The sequence below is a fragment of the Aliidiomarina iranensis genome, from assembly GCF_003987135.1.
Taxonomy (GTDB): domain Bacteria; phylum Pseudomonadota; class Gammaproteobacteria; order Enterobacterales; family Alteromonadaceae; genus Aliidiomarina; species Aliidiomarina iranensis.
This window is the reverse complement of the sequence record NZ_PIPJ01000001.1, coordinates 178,248-200,025: the sequence shown is the minus strand read 5'-3', so window position 1 is coordinate 200,025 and position 21,778 is coordinate 178,248. Positions and strand designations below refer to the sequence as shown.

The window sequence follows — 21,778 nt, the reverse complement described above, 5'->3', positions numbered from 1 at the left end:
GCGAATCATTCAATGGCTATGCCAACAAAATTTACACAGCAACAATCTATAATTTCAGAATTATACCGCCTGCCCCCTAAGCTAGAATCCACAACAACGAAGCAACAGATACTAGCAACCAAAGCAGAATGGCCAGCAGCATTGGTTTGAAGCCAGCGTTTCGAATAGCATTTAACGACATTGATGCACCCACCAAATACAAACACACCACCAACAACCGCTTTGCCCACGCAAATATTTCGGTGTAAACCATTTCCCCTTGAGGCAGTAGATTAGCGATTAAAATAGCGGCCAAATAGAAAAGAATAAATTTCGGCACTAACGGCACTTTGATCAGAGATGTTTGCCTTGCCGCTGTTGTAACTGCTTTATTACGCTTTTGTAGGTGTTGATAAATAAATGCCAGAACGATAACAACTGGCGCAATAGCTAATGCGCGAAGAAGTTTTACAGCGGTAGCAATTTCTAATGAATCAGTATGATATACCTCGGCAGCGCCAACCACCGAAGAAGTATCGTGAATCGCAATTGCCGCCCAAATACCAAAATCTTGTGGGCTCATGGCTAACCAATGGCCTACCCAAGGAAAAACCACCAAACCCACGGCATTGAGTACAAATACGCAGCTTAGTGCTACCGCCATTTGGTCTGGCCGCGCTTGTATACTTGGGCCCGCAGCTGCCACGGCGCTGCCACCACAAATGGCCGTGCCAGAACCAATTAGTACACCTATTTTCCTATCCATTTTTAACCAATTAGCAAAGCCCACAGCCAACAATAAAGTGCAGATGATAAACACCAAAATCATTGGCAAACTCGCAAGTGCAGCTGATTTAGCGGCGGCAAAACTAACACCAAAACCCAGCCCAACAATGGATACGGCTAGCAACATTTTCACTAATTTAGCGGGGTTAATCTGTGGTGGCACCCAATTTAACAAAGCCATAGCTAACCCCAGCACGAGTGCAAGCGAAGAGGAAATTAACGGTGTTAGGCAAAGCATTCCAACAAACAGGAAGATGATATGTTTTAGGGCGATAACTTGCATTCAAGCTCCATTTGCAGGGGTATAATTACAGCGATATTGAATGTGGGAAGTTTAAACATTAATGGCCAACGCCCTCACGAGGTAAACTTTCAGAGCCAATACTTTCTCCACTAGTGCTTTCTCCACCAGAGCTTTCCCCACCAGTGCTTTCTGAACCAAAACTTTGTGGATCAGAGCTCACTAAACTCACATTTATCAGCTTCCCATTGAAGTCAGTAAAGGCGACACTCATAGTGTAGGCCGTATTCTCTTCAAACCATACACGCACGGTGCAATCGGCGCGAATACGGCCAGTTGTGTATTCTTGCCCTACAAGCTCTCCGTTACAGCCCTCGGCACGATCAAGCTGCCAGCCGGCGGCGGGTGTTAGGGTTAAAATCGCGCGCTCACCCTCAGTTATGCTCGCAGAGGCTGGGCTAATCACACCCTCACCGTACCGTACGGTAGATACCACGTATTCTTCGCCACCTACGCGCTCAACCGCACAGCCACTGAGTACGCAAACAATTAAAAACAACAACTTTAACCGCACTCTTGCCCCTGCTTATTTTCGCCCAAGATAAACAATGTTGCCATCAACATGGAAGCCTAACTCAGCATGCTAGAATATCAATTCCATGAATTTAGCAACTTTACCGAACAAGCGCCATGAAGTAAGGAAAAATCATCCTGAGCTTGCTGAAGTGTGCATGCTCGCGCATACTCAGAGCTATTCAAGTAAAGGACACTCATAATGAAACATGTATATCTAATAGCTGCGTTGCTTACCGCCTGCATCAGCCTCTGGGGCTGTTCTCCTGCTGAGCGCGAAGTAACCGAATCTGCTACTGCTGGCGCTAACGAAAATACTCAAACTGAGAACCACTGGCGCGTAGAAACACCCACTATTGATGAGCACAGTTTTGCTAATAGTAATGAAGTACGGACGCCGCATTTACACTTGAATTTAGCCGTCGATTTCGCCGCTAAAGTTCTTTCTGGTTATGTAGAATTTGAGCTCGAATACCTTGATGCCGATGCGGATCGTTTAGTTCTCGACACTGAAATGCTCGCTATCGCTCGGGCGGAAGCCTATACAAACGGCGAATGGGCAGCTACTGATTTCGCACTTGGCGAGCGCGATAGTATTCTCGGTACACCACTCTCGGTGAGTTTGCCGGCCGGTACTGAACGTGTTCGTGTGCATTATTCTTCATCACCCAATGCAACCGGCTTAGATTGGGTTGCGCCCGAAGGCACTGCGGGCGGTGAGCATCCGTTTTTATACAGCCAATCGCAGCCGCATTACGCGCGCACCTGGATTCCAATCCAAGATACCCCCACCGAACGTTTAACCTTCACCGCTGAATTACGTACGCCACCAGAATTAATTGGCTTGATGGGTGCGAATAACCCACCAAACCCAGAACGCACTGGGGTTTACCAGTTCGAAAGCCGACAGAAAATACCTTCCTATTTAATGGCGATAGCAGTGGGTGATTTAGATTTTCATGCTCTAAATGAACGCATGGCTATTTATGCAGAGCCATCAATACTAGCAGCTGCGGTGGCCGAATTTGATTACACAACCGATATGATGGCGGTTACTGAGCAGTTATTTGGGCCCTTCGCATGGGATCGCTATGATCAGTTAGTTTTACCGCCAAGTTTCCCGTTCGGCGGCATGGAAAACCCGCAACTTGCCTTCCTCACACCTACCGTTATTGCCGGTGATCAGAGTTTAGTAAGCTTAATCGCTCATGAGCTTGCGCATTCTTGGTCGGGTAATTTAGTGACCAACGCCACGTGGCGCGATTTGTGGTTAAACGAAGGCTTTACCTCATACGTTGAAAACCGAATCATGGAGGCGGTGTATGGTGAAGAGCGCGCACTTATGGAGCGCATGCTTGATGCACAATCACTTGATGCAGCGTTACCTAATTTATCCGAGCGCCAGCAGGTTTTGCATATTGAGCTTGCTCAACGAGACCCAGACACCAGTTTCACAGCCGTGCCCTACACCAAAGCACAGCAATTTCTGTTTTTCCTAGAGGAGCGTTTCGGCCGCGATACCTTTGATGCATTTGTACGTCAGTACTTTGCTGATTTTGCATTTCAAAGCCTAACCACCGCGGAATTTCAAGATTACCTAGAACGCGAATTGATTAATCCGAACCCTGGTCAGGTATCGCGCAATGAGATCATGCAATGGTTGTATGCTCCCGGGTTGCCAAGCAATGCACCGAAATCGCAAATAGCAGCGTTTGAGCGGGTTGCCGAGGCGCAAGCCCTGTGGTTTGCTGGCGAAAGCATTGATATCAGCGCTTGGAGCATTCACGAACGTTTGTACTTTTTAACCAATTTACTCAGCGATATAAGCCAAGCGCAATTAGCGCGTATGGACCGCGAATTTAACCTTACCAACACGCAAAATAATTCCGTGCTATCCACTTGGCTTACCATTGCGATTGCGCACAACTATGAGCCCGCTATGCCAAGAGTAGAAGAAATGCTCACAAGTATGGGCCGTTTAGCCTATATTCTGGGTGTTTACCGTGCGCTTGCAGCCACGCCTGAAGGGCTCGAAGAGGCGAAGCGTATTTATGCCATAGCTGAGCCGAGCTATCACGTGCTAACACGCGATCAAGTAGAGCAAGTGCTGGGGCTTTAGCCTCGGCGCCAAGTGTGGAAACGCTCTACCCAACGCAACGCACCTTCCGGTGCATTTGCTCGGCGCCAATTTCCCGCTACATATTTATTCGCCTCACTCATCGTTGGGTAAATGTGAATCGTGCCTAAAATTTTATTCAAACCAAGGTTATATTTCATCGCCAACACAAATTCTGCAATTAAATCGCCAGCTTTTGGCCCGGCAATAGTAACGCCAAGAATGCTATCTTTGCCCGGTTTAGTGAGCACTTTAACAAAACCATAAGCTTGGTTATCGGCTATCGCTCGGTCGAGGTCGTCGATGCCATAGCGAGTAACTTCGTAATCAATGCCAGCCGCGCGAGCCATTTGCTCATTCATGCCCACCGTTGCAATTTCTGGCTGCGTAAATGTTGCCCACGGAATCACTCGATAATCGGCTTTGAAACGCTTTAACGGAGAAAATAGTGCATTCACACTGGCATACCAAGCCTGATGCGATGCCGTGTGGGTAAATTGATATGGGCCAGTAACATCACCAGCGGCATAAATAGTAGGCACGCTGGTTTGCATAAACTCATTACTTGGCAGTATCTGTGTTGTTTCGATACCGAGTTCTTCTAAACCAAAGCCCGTTAAGTTCGCCTTGCGGCCTACGGCAACTAATACCGCATCAAAGCTCACTTCATCCTTGCCAACTACTTCACCATCGTGATCTAAAATCTCAAGCTGAGCCGTGCCCTCACTTTGTGTACCGGTAAAGCCAACCACGCGATGTTGCAAACGCAAATCAATACCTTCGGCAAGCATGTGTTCGGCTAATAGTTCAGAAACTTCGGTATCTTCTTTTGCCAGCAGGCGTTCGCTCATTTCCACCTGAGTTACCGCACTGCCTAATTGCTGAAAGGCTTGCGCCAGCTCACAGCCAATTGGCCCACCGCCCATAACTAGCAATCGTTTCGGCAACTGCTGCACAGCCCATAACGAATCGCTGGTAAGCACGTTTACTTGATCAATACCCGGTATGTTCGGTACCAAAGGCTTACCGCCGGTAGCAACAATAATGGCTTTAGTGGTCAGGGTTTGTTTGCCGGAATCTGTATCTATTTCTACTTCCCAAGGTGAAATAATACGCGCGTAGCCCGCCACCACATCAACACCCAGCTCAGTGTAGCGTTCCACCGAATCATGGGGCTCTATGTTCTTAATCACTTGCTGAACGTGCGCCATTACTTCCGGAAAATTCACCTCAGTGGCCACTGCCGGCAAGCCCATACCCGCGGTATTCCGTTGCTTCACCTGCCGAGCAACATTAATCAAGGCTTTCGAGGGCACGCAGCCCGTATTTAAGCAATCACCACCCATTGCATTCGCTTCTACCAAGGTAACTTTCGCTTTTGTTGCGGCCGCAATGTACGCCGATACTAAACCTGCTGAGCCAGCGCCAATAACGACCAAGTTGCGATCAAAATTTTTCGGTTTTTGCCAACCTTTTAGCGCTCTACGATTTTCCAAAACACTTAAAATCGCCTTCGCAATTAGCGGAAAGGTTCCCAAGAGCGTGAAAGAGAGCAGCAGGCGTGTTGAAAAGATATCTGCCGTGCTTTCGATGCTAGCTAATTGCGTTCCCGCATTCACATAAACGGCAGTGCCTGCAAGCATGCCCAACTGCGATACCCAGTAAAACGTAAAGGCTTTAATTTTGGTAAGCGACATCGCCAAGTTCACTACAAAAAACGGGAACAAAGGCACTAAACGCAATGTAAGTAGGTAAAACGGACCATCTTTTTGGAAGCGTTCATTAAATTTCTTAAGGCGATCACTGAATTTGTTTTGCACCCAATCATGTAAAAAGAAACGCGCAATCAAAAACGCCAATGTAGCACCCAGTGTAGAGGCGAACGATGCGATAACGAGCCCCCAGCCGAAACCAAAAATAGCCCCTACACTCAGGGTCATGATGGTGGCCCCCGGCAAAGATAACGCCGTTACGGTTACATACACCGCAAAGCAGATGAGGAAAAGCTGAAGGAAGTTTTCTTGCCGATAAGCGGCCAGAGCCTGTTGTTGCTCCCGCAACTCCGCAAGTGATAAGTATTGGCCTAAATCAAGAATATAAAAGGCCGTAATGGCACCTATTATGACCAAGAGTAGAACTAATCGAAGAATAACTTTATTGGTGCCGGTCATGAATTTCCCTTGTTGTTGGAATTGAATGATTGTGCATTTTCTTCGGATCTTCGGCCCTCAGAAACACGACTGTTCGGTGTCACTAACGGCTGTAACAGGAGGCGATGCAGGCTGTTGCCCTTAGCTTCACGGAATTCATGTAAACCCAGCACCATATTTTCATGGCCATCTTCTGGTTGCGCTCGATAAGTACCGAAAAGCTTATCCCACCAAGGCAAATTAAAGCCAAAGTTGCTGTTAGTTTCGCGTTTATGCCACGAATGATGCACACGGTGCATATCGGGCGTTACCAAAAACCAACGAAGCACTTTTTCAGCTTTACGAGGCACTTTGATATTACTGTGATTAAACATCGAGGTGCCGTTCAATATCACTTCAAACAACAATACCGCGGCGGCGGGTGCGCCAATGAGCACAACGACCGCCATTTTTATCAGCATAGACAATATCATTTCTGCTGGATGAAAGCGCACAGCGGTTGTTACATCTACATCCACGTCGCTATGATGCATTCGGTGTAGCCGCCACAAAAACGGCACGTGATGGAAGGTTAAATGCTGGAGCCAAATGGCAAAATCAAGAACCAAAATCGCCAAAATCACATGCAACCAAACCGGTAAGTTGGGCGCTAAATACAGCAAGCCAAACTGTGCTTCCGCGGCCCACAGGGCAACGCCAATAGCGGCGGTTGGAAATACTAAGCGAAGGGCAATGGAATCGATAATAATGATGCCACCGTTACTCAGCCAACGGCTTCTGCGCGCACGCTCCCTTGAGCGTTTCGGGGCAATACCTTCCCAAGAGAGAAATAAAGCCAACAAACCTAAAAAAGCACTTAGGCGCAGCCAAATTTCATATGAGAGTAAGTTTTCCATGAAAATCTTTTCCTAACCAATGAACTATCATGATACACAGATACGTAAGCTTTGCCTGAACATATTCATCGTGTTGAAAAAACTTTCAACCAAGGCTTCTATTTAAGGCTATGATTAGCAGTAACGCACATATTTTAATCTGGACGCCGAAGAAACATCTAATAACAACGAGGAAGGTACCATGAAGAAGTTACTTTGCTGGCTTGCCGGCATTAGCGGTTTCGCTGCGCTATTTATTTTATTTATTTCAGGGCCACTGTATCGGCTCGAAATTCTTGGCCTTGGCAACGCATTTTTGCTCATGCGTTGGGCTGCATACATTGGCATCGCGGCTATCGTGCTGGTTCTGCTGGCACTCGTTATTTTACGGCCGAGTTCGAATCAGCACCGCGCCATTCTTGGCCTTTCATTAATTCTCGGCTTTGTATCTTTCTATATGCCCTATAATCAGCTACAAACTGCACGCAGCGTGCCCGCAATTCATGATATCAGTACCGATACCGTAAACCCGCCGGAGTTTGTGGCTGTGGCGCCTTTGCGGGCCGATGCGCCGAACCCTGTTGAATATGCAGGCCCTGATGTTGCCCGCCAGCAACTCGAAGCTTACCCCGATATTGAAACCATGCGTTTTCAACAAGCGCCAGCCGATGTATTTGCCGCCGCTCTCGCCGTAGTGCAGGGAACAGGTTGGGAAATCGTAGCAGCCGAAGCGAACGATGGCCGCATCGAAGCCACGGTAACCACTACTTGGTTCGGATTCAAAGATGATGTGGTTATTCGTATTCAAGGTGATGGTGGTGAAACGCTGCTAGATATGCGCAGCAAATCGCGCCTTGGCGGCAGCGATGTGGGTGCGAACGCGGCTCGCATTCGTGAGTTCCGCGAAAGCTTGATGCAACGTATGCGCTAAGTTGAAACCACGTTCCATGTTTGTGATTTACCTAAAAACGAACAGTTAGCTGAACTGTTCGTTTTTTTATACCTCATGAACGGCGTTTTTGTAGGCGCCGCTGTAGTGTTCGCCGGTGCATTTTCAATGCCCGCGCCGTGGCAGAAATATTGCCATCATGCTCTTGTAGCGTGCGTTGAATCATTTCCCATTCTAACGTATCTACACCCACGGGCTCCTCACTAAACTCAGGCTCTTCTTCCTCACCACTAATGGCTTTCAATAGCTGCGTAATTTCTATCGGCTTAGTAAGATAATCAGCGGCGCCGTTTTTAATGGCATGTACCGTGGTAGCGATACTTGCGTAACCGGTAAGAATAATAATTCGCGCTTTCGGCCAGCGCCGAGCTAATGCTTCTAAATGTTTTAAGCCAGATTCCCCTTGTAAGTTTAAATCCAGCAAAATAACTTCAAAATTCTCCTGCCCGTATTCCTCCATAGCCACGCTTGGCGTTAAACAATGCACCGAAGGCCAACCATGATGCTCTAATCGGCGAAGCATAACCCGCGCGAAGGCTTCATCATCATCTATCATCAATAAGCGCATTTTAATTCTCTCGCAGTTGATACAGGGGAATTCGAATTTCTTGCACAACGAGCTTGGGCGTTTGCAGCCGAATAGCAAGGGAGCCCGCAAACCGTTCCAATGTAGCATTGCTGAGCAACATGCCTATACCCAAACCACTCTCACTTTGCGTGCGTTTCGTGCCTAAACGTTCAAGCGATTCCTCGGTCATTGATTCATTCGTATTTTCTATTCTCAATAACCAGCTATGGCCATCGCGGAGTGAGTGCACACTCACCTGCCCGTGGCCGATACTCTCTACCTCTCGTGCGGCATTACGAATCAAATTCAAAATCGCCGGTAACAACGCATAATCCGCTTCAATGGTAAAATGCCCTTCGTTACCCGCAACAAACTCTATGGGCACCGAGGCATGAGCAATGGTGAGCTGCTCTTGTAACTCAGCCAATAGTTCATTTACGCAAAATAATTGCATTTCATTTTGATCTAGCGAAAGGGTTACATGCCGCAAATCTTTTAATAGGTGAGTAACTCGCGATAGCGGTTCTGCCATTTCCCGAACCACAACATGATCAGGAAACTCCTCAGCAAGCTCCCCATGCAACAGGCTCACCGTTGCCAAAGGTGTGGCTAATTCATGCGTATATTGCGCCGATGCTGTAGCTACCGCCAGTATCTGCTCTTGCCTTAGCTGATCTTCGCGCATTTTTTGTAGTTTTGCTTGGCTTGTTTCCAAACGTTTGCGCACAATTCGGATCATTGTGGCTAATAATGTGGCGGCCACGAAAAAGGTGAACGACATCGCGGCGTAATGATCAGCAAGTTCAGTGTTCGCGTATTGGCTAGTCTGCATTTGCCAAAAAAATACTGCTTGAGCTACAAAGGTTGTGAGGAGAATAACCCACGCTCTCGGGGCAGATAACATTAAAAAAGCGATGGCGATAGGCAAGAGTAAGAACGAATTCGCCGGGTTCATGGCGCCGCCACTCAAGGCCAGTGCGCAAACCCACAACAATACAATAACGAATATTTGGGCAAAGGCGAGCGCCTCCGATTTTCGCTCTCGTAATAGCCACGTAATGGCACCTACAGTGGCGCTAAAGAGCCCAAGCCCTAACCAAATTACGAGCAGGTTAAATTCTTGCCGCTGAATTTGCAGCAACGCCACGAGCGTAAAAATAACCGCTGAGGCACTATACAGCGCGCGAATAAACCAAGATGTTGATGCCACCACCCGTTGCATAATCAGCCTTTAAATTGAAAGCGTATGGATGAGTATACTGTTATCTCTTTGGTTTTCCACATTGCTGTTTTGCAATAGCTTTTTCCGGTTAGGCGCAATAAACAATAATTAGGGCAAAGGTTCAGTTCAAAGCTGTTTTCTGGCCAGATTTTTCCAGCTTAGTTATTGTTCATACGGGTGTAACCTTGGCTCAATTAGGCGTAAGATAAATTCATAATACAAAACTGGAATTTAATAGCCATGAACAACAACACACAAAAACGTATTTTCATTACCGGCGGCGCCAGCGGTTTTGGTTTAGCCATTGCTCGCTTTTATGCAAAGCAAGGTTGGCGTGTCGCTATTGGTGACATTTCAAACGAAAACGCAGCAACAGCTGTGGCCGAACTAGAACCACTTGCTGCCGAAGTTCGTTACTTTCATTGTGATGTTACTAAAGATGGTGATTTGCAGGCGGTTGCCGATACCTTAGCGGAGTCCTGGAAAGGTGTTGATGTTGTTGTTAATAATGCCGGTGTGGCGCAAGTGGGCGCAATTGATGATGTAAGTATGGCGGATTGGGAATGGATAACCCAAATTAACATGCTCGGCGTTGTTCGCGGTTGCCGCGTGTTCACTCCTCTGCTGAAAAAGCAGGGCCAGGGCCACATCGTGAATGTTGCCTCTATGGCCGGGCTGTTAGATTTACCCAACATGTCGGCGTATAACGCCACGAAAGCCGCGGTGGTATCACTTTCGGAAACCTTAGAAAATGAGCTAGCCCCGTTTAATATCGGTGTTACCGTTGTTTGCCCTTCCTTCTTTCGAACCAACCTTGGCAATAGCATGCGCAGCACGGTACCCAACATGGATAAAACGCTGGATAAATTGATGAGCAAAAGCGATCTCACCGCTGATGACATCGCGGCACAAGTGGCCGCAGCCGTTTCCCAACGTAAATTCCATGTGTTGCCCCATGCACTGGCTCGCCGCACTTGGCGCTTAAAGCGTTGGTTACCAAGAAGCCTTTACGCGAAAATGATTCAAAAACAAACTGCGAAATTTGGAGGCCGAAAATGAGCAACCAAGCGCAATCGAGCGGGGAAAAAAGCAGCATGCAAACTTTGTTTACCGCGCAGCAAACCCATTTTAACAGCACGCCCTATTGGTCAGCGGCAGAACGAATTGAGCGATTGGATAAGTTAAAAGCCGGCTTATTAAACCAGCAAGAGGCTTTAATCAGCGCCATCAACCAAGATTTTGGCCGCCGCTCGGCTGATGAAACCAGGCTTGCTGAACTTTTACCCTCAATTGAAGGCATTAACTATATTCGTAAACGCCTGCGTAAATGGATGCGCCCTTCGCGCCGCAAAGTGGGCTTAGCCTTTCAACCCGCATCGGCCCGTGTTGAGTATCAACCCTTGGGTGTTGTGGGTGTTATCGTGCCATGGAATTACCCGCTATATTTGGCCATGGGCCCACTTACCGCGGCTATCGCCGCAGGTAACCGGGTGATGATCAAAATGAGTGAATTTACACCGGCTACCGCAGAGGCCTTTACAAAACTACTCGCCGATGTTTTCCCCGCTACCGAAGTAGCAGTAATAACCGGTGAAGCCGAGGTTGCTGCCGAATTTTCGCGCCTACCCTTCGATCACATGCTGTTTACTGGCGGTACAAGCATTGGCCGGCATGTGATGAAAGCGGCAGCGGAAAATTTAACGCCAGTTACACTAGAACTAGGTGGCAAATCGCCCGCAATCATTGGCCAAGCGAATACCGATATTGCCGAAGCTGCAGAACGAATCGCCTTTGGTAAAGCTTTAAATGCCGGGCAAACCTGTGTAGCGCCAGATTATGTTCTCTGCCCCGAAAACCAGTTGGATTCAGTGGTAACCGAACTTACCAATGCGTTTACTAAGATGTATCCAAGCTTTAAAGAAAATGCAGATTACAGCTGGATTATTAATGCAAAACAGTTCGATCGCCTGCACGATGTACTACAAGATGCCATCAGCCGAGGCGCCAACGTAACGCCCATTAACCCGAAGAACGAATCGTTCACTGGTACTCGGATTATTCCACCTACGTTAATTACCGGTGCCACAGCGGAAATGAAAGTGTTACAAGATGAGATCTTTGGCCCGCTCTTACCGATTATCACCTACACCGAATTCGCTGAAGCTTTAGGGTACGTTCGCCAAGGTGATCGCCCATTAGCGTTATATTATTTTGGTAAGGACTCTAGCGAGCGTGAGCAGGTTCTTAAAACTACCCATTCTGGCGGTGTGTGCATTAACGATACGGTATTTCATGTTGCCCAAGATGATCTGCCCTTTGGCGGAGTTGGCCCTTCAGGAATGGGGCATTATCATGGTTACGAAGGGTTCCTTACTTTCAGTAAAGCGAAAGCGGTGCTGCAAAAAGGTAAGTTGAACAGCGCAAAATTTGTGTATCCGCCGTATGGTGGTAAGTTGTTGAACAGTATTTATAAATTGTTCATCCGCTAATACACTGGAACACGCTGAATTACATTTATTTTTAGGAGTTACCGGCACCAATGCCTGCTGATAAACATAGCGAACAAGTGGATACCAGCCGCCGCGGCTTTTTAAAGCTTAGTGGCCGCAGTGCTTTTGCGCTTGCTGCAGTAGGTAGTTTGGTAAGTGTTGTAGGCTACACCGGTGTGCGCTGGCAGCAGCGCGCATCTGCCAGTGCAGAAGCCAATTATATGGTGCTCAGGCCACAGGATATTCTGTTTTTCGGGGCGCTTCTGCCGGTTGTGCTGGGGCCAAATCCAAGTTTTCAAGCAAGTTTAACGAGTTCTGCTAATCCTGCGAGCGCGCCCGTTGTCACCAATACGTTAGGGCAACTTGATACCATGTTGGCGCACAGCAGCCCCGCCATGCAGAAGCAAATTCGCGATTTAGTTGATTTGCTTACCTTTACTGCCACCCAAGGGCTTGTATCGGGTTATTGGGGCCAATGGCAACAAGCTAGCCCTGCGGATATCGAGGCGTTTTTACAACGCTGGCAAAATAGTAGTGTGCAGTTATTCCGCTTCGGTTATCAGGGTATTTGCCAGCTCTGCCAAATGGCATGGTATGGGCGCCCAGAATCGTGGGCTGATATTGGCTACCCCGGTATTCCAAGTTTTCTGCGAGGTGCCAATGCCGGTTCCTGATATATTCCGTGAAGGTATGCAAAAAGGTTGGCGGGTATTCGATGGCAATCAACGGCTGCCTGAATTGCCTGCCCCCGATGTCATCATTATTGGTTCTGGAGCGGGCGGTGCTACTGCGGCCGAAATTTTAAGTGCGGCTGGCCTGCAAGTGTATATTTTGGAAGAAGGCTCATTAAAAACTTCTAGCGATTTTCATAACGATGAGCTCAAAGCTTATGCTGAGCTTTATCAAGAAGGTGCTTTACGAACCTCAGCCGATGGTGGCATTGCCATTTTGCAAGGCCGCACAGTAGGTGGCACCACCACAGTAAACTGGACCAGTAGCTTTCGCACGCCGAATTCAACGCTGGCACAATGGCAATCGAAATGGGGCATCGACTATGCCACCGAGGCCGAAATGACACCTTGGTTTGAGCGCATGGAGCAACGCCTGAATGTAAGCCGCTGGCAAATGGCACCAAATGCTAACAATGATGTTATTCGCAAAGGCTGCGAAGCTCTGAATTGGGATTGGGATATTATTCCCCGCAACGTAAAGGGCTGTTGGAATCTTGGCTATTGCGGCACCGGTTGCCCAGTAAATGCGAAACAATCCATGCTAGTTACCAGCTTACCCGCGGCCCTTGAAAACGGTGCGGTACTTATACATAGCTTGCGTGCAGTAAAGCTGGATCACCATCAGGGTAAGGTTCTCGGGGTGCAGTGCCAAGGTATGAACGGCACTCTTACAGAGGCCGATGGCCGCCGGTTTACGCTAACCGCACCGAATTTATTTCTCGCCGGGGGTGCTATTAATAACCCCGGCTTGTTGCTTCGTTCGAAAGCGCCGGATCCGCATCAACAGCTTGGAAAACGAACCTTTTTGCATCCTGTTTGCATGACTCTCGCTACCTTCCCCAGGGCAATTGATGGCTTTTATGGTGCGCCTCAATCGGTGTACTCAGATCACTTCAATGAAGTGGCACCCACAAGCGAACGTATGGGCTTTAAACTTGAAGTACCGCCCATGCAGCCTAGTATTGTAGCGGCGCTCATGGGTGGCTTTGGCGAACAACATTTTCAACGGATTCAAGATTTAGCCAAGAGTAATCTCATGTTGGCACTCATGCGCGATGGCTTTTTCGAAGACGACCTCGGTGGCCAGGTGAAGTTGCGTAAAAATGGTGATGCGGTGGTAGACTATCCGTTGCGAGATCGGCTTTGGGCTACAGTTGCTGAGGCCTACGTAAAAATGGCTGAAATCCAATTTGCCGCCGGCGCCACAGAAGTAACACCGTTACATATTCACGGCACGGCAACACGCTCACTCAGCGAATTCAAGGCGCAATTGGCGCATCTAGCCTATGAACCGGTTTCGGTTCGCCTTTCGAGCGCGCATGTTATGGGCGGCTGCCCGATGGGTGCAGATGCAACCATGAGCGTAGTAAATCCGCAAGGCCAGCACCACCAACTGCAAAACTTGTATGTGATGGACGGTTCGTTATTTCCCACCAGCGTTGGCGCCAACCCACAACTGAGTATTTATGCTTTAGTGGCTCGATTAGCTACCAACTTTTTAGCTTGAGCAAAGTTTGGTGCGCGCTTTTCACGCGCACCGCAATACTCACATTACCAAAGCATGGGTTTCGCCATGGCTAAGTGGAAAATAATCGCCAATTGCACGAAGGCCAACACAGCGGCAACAATGCGAGTTCGTTTCGGAAATTTTGGCTTAATTGCAAAAATACCAGCAACAATGTAACCGATTAGAAACACTATTTTTAGCAATAGCCACGCATGCTCTAGCACATTCCAACCCGCAATCACTAACAAGGATATCGCCATCACCAATAGAACGGTATCATTTGCATGCGGAATCCAACGCAGCGGCGTGGTGCGCCAGCCAGGTTTTCCCAAGGCATCTAGGCCGAGGCGAAGTACTAAGAATAGCCCAGTAAGGTAGGCTGCTAGCATGTGAATGCCTTTCAAGGGTGCGTACAATTCCATGATCATTACTCTCTTATTTTTCGGTGATTAAGCCCAATTCGAAGGTTTCTAGCCAACGCGTTCTATCCTACCGGAATATTTTTCCCATGCATTAACTATTCGCTGATTTGTGGCAGATCAAAGTTACCAAGCTAGCGAATACGTATACTTTCATCATGAAGCAAACTTCCTATCGGCTGAGGCAAAGTTAATTATGGCGGAAATATCTTGGGATCCATCGCTTATTGCGCGTTATAACGTGAACGGGCCGCGCTATACCTCATATCCAACTGCACTTGCACTGGCCAGCCCATTCGCCGGGCGGCGCGCTATTGAAGCATTACAAACCAGTACGGATACTTTGAGCCTCTATATTCATTTACCCTTTTGCCACGAGCTTTGCTATTACTGCGGCTGCAATAAAATTGTAACTCGGCATCAAAGCAAAGCAGATCGTTATCTCGATGCTTTAGAGCAGGAAATGCGGCTCTATAAAACGGTTTTAAAGCACAGAAAGGTTGGCCACTTGCATCTTGGTGGGGGGACACCTACATTTCTCACCGAAGCACAATTAAGCCGTTTAATGTGCATGCTCAAAACTCATCTGGGCTTTGTTCCCAATGCAGATTACGAAACGAGTATCGAAATTGACCCACGGAGCTGTTCGTTAAATAAGCTGGCGCATTTAAAACATTTAGGCTTTAACCGCGTGAGCTACGGCATTCAAGATTTCGATGAGCAGGTACAAATTGCCATTAATCGAGTACAAGATTTCGATATGGTCGCTACCTTGATCCAACGCTCTCGGGAGTTGGGCTTTGCTTCCATTAATCTTGATGTGATTTACGGTTTACCTCAGCAACAGGCTGAAAGCTTTCAAGCATCTTTGAACAAGGTAGTTGCTCTCAACCCAGATCGTATCTCGTTGTTTAGCTACGCTCATTTACCCACTCGATTTGCGGCGCAACGGAAGATAAAAAATCACACCCTGCCGGCTCCAGAATTGAAGCTGAAACTACTACACATGGGGATAAAAACTTTCACTCAAGCCGGCTATCAATTCATTGGCATGGACCACTTTGCCCGGCCTAGTGATGATTTAGCGGTTGCTCAGCAAACCGGAAAGTTACAAAGAAATTTCCAAGGCTACACAACACATGGATCAGATGCCTTATTAGGGTTAGGTAACTCTTCTATCAGCCAAATTGATGGCGTTATTTGGCAAAATGAAAAGGACTTAAAACATTACTACAGTGCTTTGGAGCAAAATCAATTGCCTATTTCCAAGGGGGTAGAATTATTCGAAGACGATAAAATTCGTGCTCATTTAATTGCAGAATTAATCTGCCATTTTAAACTCGATATTCCTAGTTTCGAGCGCCGCTGGGCGCTAGATTTCTACACTTACTTCGCCGATTGTATGGGTAAGCTCGATCATTTTATTGCGGATGGTTTAGTAGAAATGGATGAACAAGAGATTCGTGTAACCGATGCTGGCAGGCTATGGGTTCGCAGTATTTGCAGTGCCTTCGATGCCTACCTTGCAACTGGCCAAAACGCTTATTCAAAAGTAGTGTGAATTCGCGCGAGTATACTTAATTTTTGCGTAGCACTTGTAGTTGCACATCAACGCTAACTTTTAAGCGTTCTAGAGCTTGCACCCGTTGCTTGCCTTCTTGAGGTGCTCGAAATAAGTGCGGTGTCATGGCCAATAAGTTCGCTATTTCTTGTTGTGATCGCAGCGTAACGGGGTAGCGAACCGCCATGGCAGGTTCAGCAGTAAAATATTCAGGGTAGCTTTTCGCTTGGTTTTCTGGCTTCAACGTGGTGTAAATTACTTCACGTAGTTCACGCAAATGATCGGCACCCGGGTCGACCATAAGTACCACGCCATTAGGCTTTAAAACCCGGTGAAATTCTTGGTAAACCGGAAATCCAAAAATACACAATAGGATATCGATAGAAGCATCGGCTACTGGAATTTGTGCATTGCTCGCTACGATCCACTGCACTAGTGGCGCTTGCGCATTTGGAAGATTTGAATTCTTGGGCGTGTTGTTTTCAGTGTAATGGGTTTTTAGGCCTTGTTTTGCTGCAGCGAGAACCGCCCACTTTGAAATATCCAAGGCCACTAACCGTAAATTAGCAGTAGCATCATGGGCAATCAGGTGCCGCAAATAGTATCCCTCACCACAACCCGCATCGAGAATACTTACCGGTTCATCGGAAGCTTCTTTACCTGCCATATTTTGCGCATGCAACTCGGCCGATGATGATTGTAAAAGCTCTGTTTGCGCAGCTACCTGTGTTGAAATCGCTTGGGCTAATTTCTGATAAAACCCACTTTCAAGAAAATCCCGGCGCGCGGCTACCATCGCCTTGCTATCACCCGGATCTTTCGAGCGCTTATGCTGTACCGGCAGTAAATTAAGATAACCTTGTTTAGCAACATCGAAACTATGGCCGTTACCGCAACGCCAAGCGTTACTAACCGCATCTAACACCAATCGCTCGCCATCAATAGGGCAACAGAGCTTATCAAAGGCTTTTATGGGCATGGGCATCCTAGTAAACTTTTGCTCGTGCTTCAGAGGAACTGCAGCATAGCATTCAACTTAACTAGCACCAAGCCGAGCGCCTACCCCATGTACACTTGTTAAGCACCCCAAGATCGCACTTTTATAAAACTCGAGTATCGGCTTGGTGGCTCACTTATCGGTGAATGCGAACTTCTTCACCGGCTTGTAAACCCGAGGCCACTTCTACTCGGTTCTCTCCCTGCTGCTGAAAACGCTCACCTAAGCGAACTAAGCGGCGTTCAAGGCGCTGTTCATGCCAAACATGAGCATAGTGCAGTTGGCCAATTTGCGTAATAGCTGCAGCCGGAATATGAATCACTTCACGCTCACCCGCAGGTACCGAAACACGCCCATACATACCTTGGTAAAGGCCATCTAGAGAATTCGGCACCAACCGGATGGTAAAGCTTCGCGATGCTGAATCTGCTGCCGGTTCAATTTCAACGACTTCACCGAGTAAGCTAGTATCCAATGCATCAAGAGCGATGGCTAACTTGTCACCCAATTGAATATTTGCCAGCACTGATTCGCTTACACCGGCTTCTAAACGAAGGCTATCCGGCGAATAGAGGCTTAAAAGCATCATCCCCGGCGTAGCCGTATCACCGGTAAATACCGCACGTCGGCTGATAACACCAGAAAATGGCGCCAAAATAACACTAAAGCTTTCACTGGTTCGTGCCTCTAAAAGTGATTCACGCGCGCGAATGAAATCGGCCTCGGCTCCATCCCTTGCTGCGCGTGCCTCATCGAGCCGCGCCTCGGGAAGCACACCTTGAGAAACCACCGCCTCAATACGTTGGAAATTTAAGCGCGCTTCGTTCACTCGAGCTTGCGCAGCAGCCAAAGATTGTTCTTGTTGCCGCACTCGCGAGCTTAAATCGTCATTTTCTAAGCGCAACAATACATCCCCAGCTTCCACCTGATCACCGGCATCTACCAATACTTCCGCTACACGAGCAGTAATCCGCGCGGAAATAGAAGCCTGCTGGCGAGCTTGAATACTGCCACTAAAGGCTCGTTGTTGGCGGATAGGCTCCGCCACCACTGCCACAGTTTCCGGCTTACTTTGCGCTTGCTGAGCTCGTGTTTCAGTATCTAATTTTTCGGTAAACGCATTCGCCAACCAAAGAAAAATCAGAATTAAACCGAGAAAAGCAGCTGCAATTGTTAGAATTCGCTTCAATGTCATGCTTTTTGCTCCTGATGCTCTGAACTTGGCTTGCTCTTGTTTACCGAACTGTGGTCAACGAAGTCATGGGCAGCAACATCTCGATACATCATGTAATACACCACTGGAATAACCACTAAAGTAAATAATGTTGAGGCAGTGATACCAAAAATCACAGCCCAAGCTAACCCATTAAAAATCGGATCGAGGGTAATCACGATATTCGCCAACATCGTCGTGCCCGCGGTTAATAAAATTGGCCGAGTACGTGCCGCACCCGCATCAAATAACGCTTCTTTAAGTGTGCAATCGGTTTGTAAGCGCTGCTGGATAAACTCAATCAGAATCAGGGCATTGCGCACTACAATACCCGCTAAGGCGATCATTCCAATCATCGCAGTTGCCGTAAACAACGCGGGGTTTGGGTAACCCGCGATATCGGCTTTAAACATATTCAAGAACCAAAAGCCGGGCATAATGCCAATAACGGTAAGCGGTATTGATAACATCATTATGCCGGCCACTGCTTTCAAACCAGTTTGCAGAACCATAACAACGTAAACACCAAGGAGAGCTACCGCATAGGCAATACCTAAGTCACGGAATACATCGAGGGTAATTTTCCATTCGCCTTCGCCACTCCACACAACATTGATATCGCTGGCAACCTGCCAGCCAATGCCCGAGCCATTGTTAAAATAATGCCGTTGCCAGTGTGGCACCACAGTATTGCTATCACTGCCTTCATCTACCATTACATCCGCTACAATATCAGCAGGCACACGACCCACCGGTTCAGCGTACACATAAACAACAGGCTTCAGGTTCTTGTGGATGATGGGCCGATCGGCAGGCATTTCCAAAAACTTGCCGAGCTCAGCTAGCGGCACTAGAGGTGCAGGCGCATCACTTAAACCAGATTCATTACTTTGTTGCGCAATACCACTCTGCCCTCTTACATATAGCGATAACAGCTGCTCTGGGTTATCACGCAACCTTTTCGGTAACCGAATCTCAATAGGCAGCGGGTTAATCTCAGTTGGTTGTTGCAGATAATCAATTGTCCAACCACCACTAGCGGCCTGTATACTTTCGTGGATATCGTTGGCGCTAATTCCTGACAGTGCCGCTTTTTCCCGATCAATTACAAACCGCCAAACGGTGTGTTCCGTTGGCACCGAAGTATCTACTTCGCTCACATAATCTTCTTGCCGCATTCTATCGGCGAGCACTTGCGCCGCGCTCTCGAGCTCTGCATACGGTGTTTCATCACCACCATAAACTTCCGCTACAATCGTTGCCAAAACGGGTGGTCCGGGCGGCATTTGCACAATTTTCACTTGTGCATTCATATCCGCTGCAATTGCTTCGAGTGGGTCGCGAAGGCGATTAACAATTTCATTCGATTGCATGCTACGGCGTGATTTATCAGCCAACACAATACGAACCTCACCCTGCCACGGCAAATTTCGGTTTGAGTAGTGCCGCACCATGCCATTGAAATCCATTGGTGAAGCAATGCCACCGAAGGTTGCAATCGCACTCACTTCCGGCACTCTTTGCAAATACTCAGCGAAACGCTCAAGTGCCATACTTGTGGCTTCTAGCGATTCACCCTCTGGCATATCTACAATTAACTGAAATTCATTCTTGTTGTCATGAGGTAGGAGCTTCAGGGGGACTAAACGCATCGCCGGCAACAAAGCAGCAAGCACAAATAAACCGGCTACGCCCCACAAAAAAACTTTACTCCGTTTACGAGAATCTAGGAGTGGCTCAAGCAGCCGTCGGTAACCCTTATAGATTAGGCTGCTACTTGGATCGTAAGCGCCGGCCTGTTTCGCTTTCCCCATAATCTTCCAAGCCAACCATGGCGTGATTAAAAACGCAGTGATAGTTGAAAAAATAACACTAATGGGCACATTGAAGGCCATTGGCCCCATGTATGGGCCCATCATGCCGGTAATGAAAAACATTGGTGTAAACACAATAATGATAGCCAAGGTAGACATCAGCAAGGCACTTCGAATTTCTACCATTGCGGCAATTACTGCACGTTTTGAGGTTTTACCTTCTTCGCGGATGTGGCGTTCAATGTTATCAATGGCGGCAATGGGATCATCAACGATAAGCCCGAGAGCGAGTATGAGCGCAAACAGCGTAACCCGATTGATGGTATAGCCAAAAAGTAAATCCATACCTAAGGTGGCACCATAGGCAATGGGAATGGCGATTGCTACTACCAGTGCAGCGCGCCAATTTAAAAACAAACCAACAAAAACCACCACCACCAGTATCGCTACGGCCAGGCTACTTACTAGCTCCGATACCTTTTCATTGGCAGTTTCACCATAGTTTCGGATAATCGAAAAGGCGGTTCCCTCAGGTAGCCAGGTTGCCTCTAATTCCTCAAGTTCGGCCAGTACATCATCGGCCACCCATACCGCATTGGTTCCACGTTGCTTAGCAATCGCAATATACACCGCAGGATACTTCTCACCCTCCACGGAGGCTGCAGTTCTATCATCCCCAGCGGTGAGGCCGCTGAATTCTGGGCCAGGATAAAAGGCGGTATAACTAGTAGCGAGTTCAGGGCCATCCGTTACCTTCGCCACATCTTGCAGATAAACGGGACGGCCATTTACCACGTTCACAACGGCATTAGCTAACTCAGTGGCGCTGGTAAAAAACTCGCCACTCTCAACTTCAATTACACGCCCTTGTTGATGAAGTTGGCCCGCACTTACTTGGGTATTACTCACCTGTATGGCGCGGGCAATATCGGCAATTGTAGTGCTATGTGCCGCGAGGCTAACGCTATCAAGGGATATTTGAATGGTCCGGGCTTGCCCCCCTACCACTGAAACTTGGTTAGTATTATCGATCGCTTTTAACTTTTGCGTAGCCTGCTCAGCTATTCGCCGCAGAGCAAAGGCATCATGCTGGTTCGGATTAGTGCTATAGAGGGCAGCAACAACAATAGGAACATCATCGATTTCAACCGGCTTTATCGACCAATTATTCACTACCGCGGGTATTTCGTTTTGGCTGGAATAGAGCTTGTTGTAGAGTTTTACCAGTGAATCTTCCCGATCCTCACCCACATAAAAACGCACGGTAACATTGGCATAATCGCGATTTGATTGTGAGTAAACATATTCAACGCCATCGATTTGCGAAACTAGGCGTTCTAGCGGTTCGGTTACTTGGGTAGCGATTTGCCGAGCGGAGAGCCCAGGCGCCATAACCCGCACATCGGCCATAGGCACAACGATTTGCGGGTCTTCTTCTCGGGGGGTAAGCAAAAGCGCAAATGCACCTAGCAACAACGCCAAACCAATGAGTATGGGAGGAAATGCGCTATTTAAAAACCACCCCACCAAACCTTGGTTGGCATTCGCACTTGGCTTCGTTGCGGAATTGCTCACTTAATGCTCCCTT

At 47.9% G+C, this 21,778-nt stretch carries 17 protein-coding genes; 7 read left to right on the top strand and 10 right to left on the bottom strand.

All coding sequences use genetic code 11. The features are described from left to right. Positions 1 to 76: 76 nt before the first annotated feature. Both CWE08_RS00930 and CWE08_RS00925 read right to left on the bottom strand, forming a co-directional pair. Entirely contained in the window at positions 77 to 1,048 is a 972-nt protein-coding gene (locus CWE08_RS00930; RefSeq protein WP_126764790.1) for a YeiH family protein, read from the bottom strand. Positions 1,049 to 1,106: 58 nt separating this feature from the next. Then, the gene (locus CWE08_RS00925; protein WP_126764789.1) at positions 1,107 to 1,580 is read right to left on the bottom strand and encodes a hypothetical protein; all 474 of its coding nucleotides are present in this window, start codon (positions 1,578 to 1,580) and stop codon (positions 1,107 to 1,109) included. A gap of 201 nt (positions 1,581 to 1,781) precedes the next feature. On the opposite strand from CWE08_RS00925, the gene CWE08_RS00920 reads away from it, so the two are divergent. After that, positions 1,782 to 3,698 (top strand): M1 family metallopeptidase, encoded by a 1,917-nt coding sequence (locus CWE08_RS00920; RefSeq protein WP_126764788.1) that lies wholly within the window; start codon positions 1,782 to 1,784, stop codon positions 3,696 to 3,698. On the opposite strand, the gene CWE08_RS00915 is transcribed toward CWE08_RS00920, so the two are convergent. Further along, entirely contained in the window at positions 3,695 to 5,866 is a 2,172-nt protein-coding gene (locus CWE08_RS00915) for an FAD-dependent oxidoreductase (protein WP_126764787.1), read from the bottom strand. The genes CWE08_RS00920 and CWE08_RS00915 overlap by 4 nt on opposite strands. Continuing rightward, positions 5,863 to 6,741 (bottom strand): sterol desaturase family protein, encoded by an 879-nt coding sequence (locus CWE08_RS00910; protein WP_126764786.1) that lies wholly within the window; start codon positions 6,739 to 6,741, stop codon positions 5,863 to 5,865. The genes CWE08_RS00915 and CWE08_RS00910 overlap by 4 nt, the downstream gene beginning before the upstream one ends. Positions 6,742 to 6,922: 181 nt before the next feature. Between CWE08_RS00910 and CWE08_RS00905 the strand changes: the two genes are divergently transcribed. Beyond that, on the top strand, positions 6,923 to 7,651 hold the full coding sequence (locus CWE08_RS00905; RefSeq protein WP_126764785.1) for a DUF1499 domain-containing protein: 729 nt from the start codon (positions 6,923 to 6,925) through the stop codon (positions 7,649 to 7,651). 73 nt (positions 7,652 to 7,724) lie between these two features. Here CWE08_RS00905 and CWE08_RS00900 read toward each other — a convergent pair whose 3' ends face one another. After that, entirely contained in the window at positions 7,725 to 8,237 is a 513-nt protein-coding gene (locus CWE08_RS00900; protein ID WP_126764784.1) for a response regulator transcription factor, read from the bottom strand. A gap of 1 nt (position 8,238) precedes the next feature. Continuing rightward, entirely contained in the window at positions 8,239 to 9,459 is a 1,221-nt protein-coding gene (locus tag CWE08_RS00895) for a sensor histidine kinase (protein WP_126764783.1), read from the bottom strand. 240 nt (positions 9,460 to 9,699) lie between these two features. On the opposite strand from CWE08_RS00895, the gene CWE08_RS00890 reads away from it, so the two are divergent. The 4 genes from CWE08_RS00890 to CWE08_RS00875 are packed head-to-tail and all read left to right on the top strand — an operon-like array spanning position 9,700 to position 14,186. Continuing rightward, positions 9,700 to 10,518, top strand: a complete 819-nt coding sequence (locus CWE08_RS00890; protein ID WP_126764782.1) for an SDR family oxidoreductase — start codon at positions 9,700 to 9,702, stop codon at positions 10,516 to 10,518. Further along, positions 10,515 to 11,948, top strand: coding sequence for a coniferyl aldehyde dehydrogenase (locus CWE08_RS00885; RefSeq protein ID WP_126764781.1), 1,434 nt, complete (start codon positions 10,515 to 10,517; stop codon positions 11,946 to 11,948). The genes CWE08_RS00890 and CWE08_RS00885 overlap by 4 nt, the downstream gene beginning before the upstream one ends. 50 nt (positions 11,949 to 11,998) lie before the next feature. After that, a complete protein-coding gene (locus CWE08_RS00880; protein ID WP_126764780.1) occupies positions 11,999 to 12,622 on the top strand; it encodes a twin-arginine translocation pathway signal protein in 624 nt (207 codons plus the stop codon). Beyond that, on the top strand, positions 12,609 to 14,186 hold the full coding sequence (locus CWE08_RS00875; protein ID WP_126764779.1) for a GMC family oxidoreductase N-terminal domain-containing protein: 1,578 nt from the start codon (positions 12,609 to 12,611) through the stop codon (positions 14,184 to 14,186). The genes CWE08_RS00880 and CWE08_RS00875 overlap by 14 nt, the downstream gene beginning before the upstream one ends. A 44-nt stretch (positions 14,187 to 14,230) precedes the next feature. Here CWE08_RS00875 and CWE08_RS00870 read toward each other — a convergent pair whose 3' ends face one another. Beyond that, entirely contained in the window at positions 14,231 to 14,608 is a 378-nt protein-coding gene (locus CWE08_RS00870) for a SirB2 family protein (RefSeq protein ID WP_198677028.1), read from the bottom strand. A 193-nt stretch (positions 14,609 to 14,801) separates the two neighbouring features. On the opposite strand from CWE08_RS00870, the gene hemN reads away from it, so the two are divergent. Further along, positions 14,802 to 16,166 (top strand): oxygen-independent coproporphyrinogen III oxidase, encoded by a 1,365-nt coding sequence (gene hemN / locus CWE08_RS00865; RefSeq protein WP_126764778.1) that lies wholly within the window; start codon positions 14,802 to 14,804, stop codon positions 16,164 to 16,166. Between the two features lie 16 nt (positions 16,167 to 16,182). Here hemN and CWE08_RS00860 read toward each other — a convergent pair whose 3' ends face one another. The 3 genes from CWE08_RS00860 to CWE08_RS00850 all read right to left on the bottom strand — a co-directional run bounded on the left by CWE08_RS00860 (position 16,183) and on the right by CWE08_RS00850 (position 21,765). Further along, positions 16,183 to 17,145 (bottom strand): putative RNA methyltransferase, encoded by a 963-nt coding sequence (locus CWE08_RS00860; protein ID WP_126764777.1) that lies wholly within the window; start codon positions 17,143 to 17,145, stop codon positions 16,183 to 16,185. A gap of 154 nt (positions 17,146 to 17,299) precedes the next feature. Further along, the gene (locus CWE08_RS00855) at positions 17,300 to 18,358 is read right to left on the bottom strand and encodes an efflux RND transporter periplasmic adaptor subunit (RefSeq protein WP_126764776.1); all 1,059 of its coding nucleotides are present in this window, start codon (positions 18,356 to 18,358) and stop codon (positions 17,300 to 17,302) included. Continuing rightward, a complete protein-coding gene (locus tag CWE08_RS00850; protein ID WP_126764775.1) occupies positions 18,355 to 21,765 on the bottom strand; it encodes an efflux RND transporter permease subunit in 3,411 nt (1,136 codons plus the stop codon). Before CWE08_RS00850 ends, CWE08_RS00855 begins: the two co-directional genes overlap by 4 nt. Positions 21,766 to 21,778: the final 13 nt, after the last annotated feature.